The organism is Massilia sp. SYSU DXS3249 (assembly GCF_053668055.1).
In genome coordinates, this window is the sequence record NZ_JBSIPX010000018.1 from 96,480 (window position 1) to 102,833 (window position 6,354).

At 63.4% G+C, this 6,354-nt stretch carries 6 protein-coding genes and 1 tRNA gene; 2 read left to right on the forward strand and 5 right to left on the reverse strand.

Annotated elements, in window-relative coordinates:
- Nucleotides 1-21 precede the first annotated feature (21 nt).
- Nucleotides 22-720 (forward strand): MBL fold metallo-hydrolase, encoded by a 699-nt coding sequence (locus ACWCIA_RS19055; protein ID WP_454165814.1) that lies wholly within the window; start codon nucleotides 22-24, stop codon nucleotides 718-720.
- A 66-nt stretch (nucleotides 721-786) separates the two neighbouring features.
- Here ACWCIA_RS19055 and ACWCIA_RS19060 read toward each other — a convergent pair whose 3' ends face one another.
- The 4 genes from ACWCIA_RS19060 to pepN all read right to left on the reverse strand — a co-directional run bounded on the left by ACWCIA_RS19060 (nucleotide 787) and on the right by pepN (nucleotide 5,247).
- On the reverse strand, nucleotides 787-1,122 hold the full coding sequence (locus tag ACWCIA_RS19060) for a four-helix bundle copper-binding protein (RefSeq protein WP_454165815.1): 336 nt from the start codon (nucleotides 1,120-1,122) through the stop codon (nucleotides 787-789).
- Between the two features lie 266 nt (nucleotides 1,123-1,388).
- Nucleotides 1,389-1,464 (reverse strand) — tRNA-Thr (locus tag ACWCIA_RS19065).
- 103 nt (nucleotides 1,465-1,567) lie between these two features.
- Entirely contained in the window at nucleotides 1,568-2,569 is a 1,002-nt protein-coding gene (locus ACWCIA_RS19070; RefSeq protein WP_454165816.1) for a class 1 fructose-bisphosphatase, read from the reverse strand.
- A gap of 32 nt (nucleotides 2,570-2,601) precedes the next feature.
- Nucleotides 2,602-5,247, reverse strand: coding sequence for an aminopeptidase N (gene pepN, locus ACWCIA_RS19075; protein ID WP_454165818.1), 2,646 nt, complete (start codon nucleotides 5,245-5,247; stop codon nucleotides 2,602-2,604).
- Between the two features lie 299 nt (nucleotides 5,248-5,546).
- Between pepN and ACWCIA_RS19080 the strand changes: the two genes are divergently transcribed.
- Nucleotides 5,547-6,191, forward strand: a complete 645-nt coding sequence (locus ACWCIA_RS19080; RefSeq protein ID WP_454165820.1) for a DUF4136 domain-containing protein — start codon at nucleotides 5,547-5,549, stop codon at nucleotides 6,189-6,191.
- 68 nt (nucleotides 6,192-6,259) lie between these two features.
- On the opposite strand, the gene ACWCIA_RS19085 is transcribed toward ACWCIA_RS19080, so the two are convergent.
- Nucleotides 6,260-6,354 (reverse strand): IS3 family transposase (locus tag ACWCIA_RS19085; protein WP_454161710.1); only part of this gene is annotated, 95 nt, incomplete at its 5' end.

Consider the following 6,354-nt stretch of genomic DNA (forward strand, 5'->3'; position numbering starts at 1 on the left):
ACCGTTATGAGGAGTAGCACGATGCAACTGAATCCCATCCAGCTGTTCGACACCGAATCGTCGACCTTCACCTATCTCCTCGCAGCGCCGGGCGCACGCGAGGCGGTCATCATCGACCCGGTAGACCGGCACTGGCAGCGCGACCTGCGCCACCTCGAGCGCCTCGGGCTCGACCTCGTCTACGTGCTGGAAACCCACGCCCACGCCGACCACATCACCTCGGCCGGCCGGCTGCGCGAGCTGACCGGCGCCCAGGCGGCGGTGCCGGGCGGCTGCGGCATCGCGCCGGCCGAGGTGCAACTGAGCGATGGCGACGTGCTGCGCTTCGGCGACGAGGAAATCCGGGTGCTGCATACGCCGGGCCACACGGCGGGCAGCATGAGCTATGTCTGGCGCGGCAACGTGTTTACGGGCGATACGCTGCTGATCGACGGCTGCGGACGCACCGATTTCCAGGGCGGCAGCAGCGAGGCGCTCTACGACAGCGTCACCGGCAAACTGTTTGCGCTGCCCGACGCGACGCGCATCTGGCCGGGACACGACTACAAGGGCCAGGCCGTGTCGACCATCGGCTGGGAGAAGCGCCACAACGCCCGTCTCGCCAATCGCAGCCGCGCCGACTTCTGCAGGCTGATGAGCGAACTCGACTTGCCGAAACCGAAGCTGATCGACGTGGCGGTGCCGGCCAATCGCAGCCTGGGCTTGCCGCACGGGGTGTGACCGTCCACTGGACGACCACGTCTCGTAGTGCCGCGATCGGTAGCCGGCACGGCCTGCCGCTTGTCCTCAGGCGGCAGCGCCCATCGCCCGGCACGCTTCGGCGCAACGGCGGCAGGCTTGCGCACACCGCTGGCAATGGTCCATCTGGTGCTTCCCGCATTCGTCGCCGCATGCGGTGCAGATGTCGGCACACAGGCGGCACACATCGGCGGCGAACCGGCTGCCCCGTGCCATGCAGGCAGCGGCTAGCCGGCAGGCCTGGGCGCAATCCATATCCAAAGCAATGCAGCCGGCCATCATCTTGACGTCGTCCTCCTCCAGGCAGGCAGTGGAGCACTCGTCGCAGGCGGCGGCACAGGCATTGCACGCGTCTATACATTCCTGAAACTTGTCGATGGCCATGATTTCTCCTTGCTGATCAGTGAATGCGCCGCGCATGCGCGGTCGGCAAATTGCCAGACCCGGGTGAAGGAATGACAAATACATTTGGACAAATGAGTCTATACCTGTGGAGAGAGAGAAGGCACACCGTTCCCGCCGGAACGTATGTCAATGGCTTTGCCAGGAACGATGCTGCGCGGACAACCGGGAGCCAGTCTGCGCGCGGCAAACAAAAAAGGGCTGCATGCCTATGCATGCAACCCTTTTTATTTTTTACTGCTGAATTCTGGTGCCGCTGACCGGAATCGAACTGGTGACCTTCGCATTACGAATGCGCTGCTCTACCGACTGAGCTACAGCGGCTCTACGCCAGGCAATCCCGACGAAGAGCCGTATTCTAGCAAACAACCCGGCAAACTTGCTAGTCCGACTCGGCAATTTCGCACGGGTTTTGCTAAAAAAACACTTATTCCGCGTGGTAGCGGGTAACGATCTCGACTTCCTCTTTGGAACCCAGGAACACCGGCACGCGCTGGTGCAGCTTGGTCGGAGCGATGTCCATGATGCGGTTGACGCCGTCGGTCGCCATGCCGCCGGCCTGCTCGACGATCATCGCCATCGGGTTCGCTTCGTACATCAGGCGCAGCTTGCCCGGTTGCGCAGGGTCGCGCATGTCGGCCGGGTACATGAAGATGCCGCCGCGGTTCAGGATGCGGTGCACGTCGGCGACCATCGAGGCGATCCAGCGCATGTTGAAATCCTTGCCGCGCGCGCCGGTTTTGCCGGCCAGCATTTCGTCGACATAGCGCTGGACAGGCGGGTGCCAGTGGCGCTTGTTCGACATGTTGATCGCGAACTCCTTCGTCGCCGGCGGGATCTGGATGTCGCTCTGGGTCAGCACCCAGGAACCCATCTCGCGGTCGAGCGTGAAGCAGTGGACGCCGTCGCCGGTGGTCAGCACCAGCATCGTCTGCGGGCCGTAGACGGCATAACCGGCCGCCACCTGCGCCGAGCCCGGCTGCAGGAAAGCTTCTTCGGTCGGATCCTGCATGCCTTCCGGCGCCTTCAGCACCGAGAAGATGGTGCCGATCGAGACGTTGACGTCGATGTTCGACGAGCCGTCGAGCGGATCGAAGAGCAGCATGTACTCGCCCTTCGGATAGCGGTTCGGGATCGGGTGGATGGTTTCCATCTCTTCCGACGCCATCGCCGCCAGGTGGCCGCCCCACTCGTTCGCTTCGAGCAGGATTTCGTTGGAAATCACGTCGAGCTTCTTCTGCACTTCGCCCTGGATGTTTTCGGTGTCGGCGCTGCCGAGGATGTCGCCCAGCGCACCCTTGCTGACTTCATAGCTGATGCGCTTGCAGGCACGGGCCACGACCTCGATCAGGAGGCGCAGCTCGGCCGGAATGCTGTTGTGGAGGCGCTGCTGCTCCACCAGGTGTTGCGTGAGACTGACGCGTTTCATGAACTTCCTTCTTTGGATTGATTACTTTTAATTTAATTCGCGAGCGCTTTGCCCACCACTTCGCGGACGTCGTTCGACAGCCGCTGCTGGCCCGCCACCTGCTGCAGCGCCTTCTTCATGGTCTCCTGCAGTTCCGGCGTGTAGCGGCGCCAGCGGTCCATCGCGCGGGCCAGGCGGCTGGCCACCTGCGGGTTCAGGGCGTCGAGCGCGATGACCTGCTCGGCCCAGAAGGCGTAGCCGCTGCCGTCGATCGCATGGAACTGTACCGGATTGCCGGCGCAGAAGCTGGAAATCAGGCTGCGCGCGCGGTTCGGGTTGCGCAGGTTGAAGGCCTGGTGGCGCATCAGCGCGCGCACGGCGGCCACGTCGGTCGTTGCCGCCGAGGCTTGCAGCATGAACCACTTGTCGATGACCAGCGGCTCGTCCTCGAACTCGTCATAGAAGCGCTGCAGGGCGGCGTCCGCGCCCGGGGCACGGGAATGGATCAGCGCGCTCAGGGCGGCGACGCGGTCGGTCATGTTGCCGGCCTCGTCGAACTGGCGCTGGGCCAGGGCCAGGCCCTCCTCGTCCTGGGCCGCCGTCAAGTAGGCCAGGCACAGGTTTTTCAGCGCACGCTTGCCGGCGGACAGGGCGTCCGGGCTGTACTCCCCCGGCGTCTGGTTCGCTTCGTACTGCGCGAGCAATTCGGTGCGCAGGCGGGCGCCGATGTTGGCCCGCATGAACTGGCGCGCCAGGTGGATGGACAGCGGATTGACCACCTCGATCTGCTCGGCCACCATGCCCTCCGACGGCAGCAGGAGGGCCTGCTCGCGGAAGGCGGGATCGAGCGTTTCGTCGCCCAGCATCTTGCCCATCGCCAGGAGGAAAGTATCGTCCAGCATCAGGGGCGCATCGACGCCGGCTTCGCCCGTCAGTTTCAGCAGGCGGCCCATGGCCAGGCGCTGGCCGGCTTCCCAGCGGTTCACGGCATCGCTGTCGTGGCTGAACAGGTGCAGCAAGTCGGCGTCGCCGTAGTTGAAGTCGAGGACGATCGGCGCGGAAAAGTCGCGCAGGATCGATGGCGTCGGCTGTTCCAGCACGTTCTCGAAGACGAAGCTCTGTTCGGACTCCGTCAGCTCCAGCACGGCGGTGTTGCCCTTGTCCTCGCCGTTGATACGCAGCGGCATGTCGCGTCCGTCGGCGCCCAGCAGGCCCACGGCGATCGGGATGTGGAAGGGGAACTTGCGCGGCTGACCGGGCGTGGCCGGGCAGGACTGCATGAAGCTCAGCGTATAGGTTTTCGCCGTCTCGTCGTAGCGGGTTTCGGCGCGCACGACCGGGGTGCCGGCCTGGCTGTACCAGCGGTCGAACAGGGTCAGGTCGCGGCCGTTGGCGTCGGCCATGGCGCGGCGGAAATCGTCGACCGTGACGGCCTGGCCGTCATGGCGTTCGAAATACAGGTCCATGCCCTTCCTGAAGCCTTCGCGGCCCAGCAGGGTCTGGTACATGCGCACGACTTCGGCGCCCTTTTCGTACACGGTCACGGTGTAGAAATTGTTGATTTCCACGAAGGAGTCCGGACGCACCGGGTGCGCCATCGGCCCCGCGTCTTCCGGGAACTGGGCCTGGCGCAGGGTGCGCACCTGGTCGATGCGGCCGACGGCGCGGCCGCTCTCGGTGCCGATCATGTCGGCGGAGAATTCCTGGTCGCGGAACACGGTCAAGCCTTCCTTCAGCGACAGCTGGAACCAGTCGCGGCAGGTGACGCGGTTGCCGGTCCAGTTGTGGAAGTATTCGTGGCCGACGACGGCCTCGATGCCCTGGAAGTCGATGTCGGTGGCGACGCGCGGATTGGCCAGCACGAACTTGGTGTTGAAGATATTCAGGCCCTTGTTTTCCATCGCGCCCATGTTGAAGTCGCTGACGGCGACGATCATGAAGCGGTCGAGGTCGAGCTCCAGGCCCCAGCGTTCCTCGTCCCAGCGGATGCTGTTCTTGAGCGACTGCATCGCGTAGTCGGTCTTGTCGAGGTTGCCCTCTTCGACCCAGACCTGGAGCAGCGCGTCGCGGCCGTCGGCCAACCTGAAGGTCTCTTCCTGGCAGACCAGGCGCGCGGCGACCAGGGCGAACAGGTAAGAGGGCTTCTTGAACGGGTCTTCCCACTTGGCGTAGTGGCGGCCGTCGCCGAGCTCGCCCTCTTCCACCAGGTTACCGTTCGACAGCAGCACCGGGTATTTTTCCTTGTCGGCGCGCAGCATGACGGTGAACACGGCCATCACGTCCGGACGGTCCGGGAAGTAGGTAATCGCGCGGAAGCCTTCGGCCTCGCACTGCGTATAAAAATTGCCGTTCGACGTGTACAGGCCGTTCAGGGTGGTGTTCAGTTCCGGCGCGCAGATCGTTTCGATCTCGAGCGTCACTTCCTCGGGTGTGTTCGGGATCGTGAGCAGGCTGCCCTCGATGCGGTAATCCTTGTCGCGCAGCAGCTTGCCGTTCATGCGCAGCGCCACCAGCTCCAGGTTTTCCCCGTAGAGCTCGATTTCGCGCTGGGCGCTGTCGGGATTGCGCCGCATCGTCATCCGGTTGGCGACGATGGTGCGGGCGGGATCGAGGTCGAAGCCGAGCTCGACGGTATCGACGAGGTAGCTGGGCGGGGTGTAGTCTTTCCGGTAAATCGTCTGGGGCGTGTCGGTGCGCATGGGGATGTCCGAGAAATGACAGTCGAAGAAGGGCTTATTCTACCAACAAGATTTCCACTGCTTCGCGCGATTTCCGTGCGGTGGAATGTGTCGGCATGTGCAGAGGGTAACCATGTGTAAATTTATCTGCGAAAATGACTGAAAAAGCGCAGCCTAAGAGTCGGATAAGAGCGCCTAACAAAGCCTTCAGGGCAAGGCGCGTCGTCGAAGACAGTACGCTAGTACGGCGAGACGAACGCAACGCCGCCATGAAGGTTTTGTTAGGCGCTCGAATTCCGTAAAAAATATTGGAGAGAATAATGAAACGCCTGTTGATGATGACAGCAGCCGCCGCGATGGCCCTGCTGCTCGGCGGATGCGCGACAACCATCCGCAGCGATGTCACCACCTTCCACCAGTGGCCGGCCCAGATCGGGGACAAGAGCTATGCCTTCGAGACGCCGCCGGCGATCGACAACACCCTGGAATACCAGAGCTACCAGAACCTGGTGCGCGCGCAACTGGCGCAGCTGGGCTTCCGCGAAGCCGACACCACTGCCGCCGCCCTGAAAGTGGCGATGCGCTTCACCACGACCGACGTGCCGGTGCGCGTGATCGAGCAAATGCCGCCGATGTTCCACGGCTATTCGTACTATCGCTACGGCTACGGCCCGCGCTTCGGCCCGCGTGCCCGCTTCGCCGGCTGGTACCACCCGCTGCACGACCCGTTCTGGAATCCGTTCCCGAGCTACCAGGTCTCGATCGAGCACCGCTTCCGCCGCGAGCTGCAGCTCTCGATCAAGGACAAGGGCGACAAGCGCCTGTTCGACGTGACCGTGCATAACACCAGCCGCGAGCTGTCGACCCCGGCCGTCATGCCGGCCCTGGTGCACAGCGCCTTCGCCGGCTTCCCCGGCCCGAGCGGCGCGACGCGGCGCGTGGAGCTGCAGCAGAAGAACGGCTGAGCGGCGCGGTAGTAAAAAACGAAAGCCGGAACCTTTTGAACTGACCCCGTAAAGTTGGACGGTTGGATCTAGTGAAGTGCTAAGGGCTGGGTTCTGTATTGGACAGGACTCAGCCCTTTTAGCTTCATCTTGATGCGGTCGTGATTATAGTAATGGATATACT

Coding starts and splice junctions, on each gene's coding strand:
- ACWCIA_RS19070 (WP_454165816.1), bottom strand. CDS start 2,569: ATGAAACGCGTCAGTCTCACGCAACACCTGGTGGAGCAGCAGCGCCTC.
- ACWCIA_RS19060 (WP_454165815.1), bottom strand. CDS start 1,122: ATGGCCATCGACAAGTTTCAGGAATGTATAGACGCGTGCAATGCCTGT.
- ACWCIA_RS19080 (WP_454165820.1), top strand. CDS start 5,547: ATGAAACGCCTGTTGATGATGACAGCAGCCGCCGCGATGGCCCTGCTG.
- ACWCIA_RS19055 (WP_454165814.1), top strand. CDS start 22: ATGCAACTGAATCCCATCCAGCTGTTCGACACCGAATCGTCGACCTTC.
- pepN (WP_454165818.1), bottom strand. CDS start 5,247: ATGCGCACCGACACGCCCCAGACGATTTACCGGAAAGACTACACCCCG.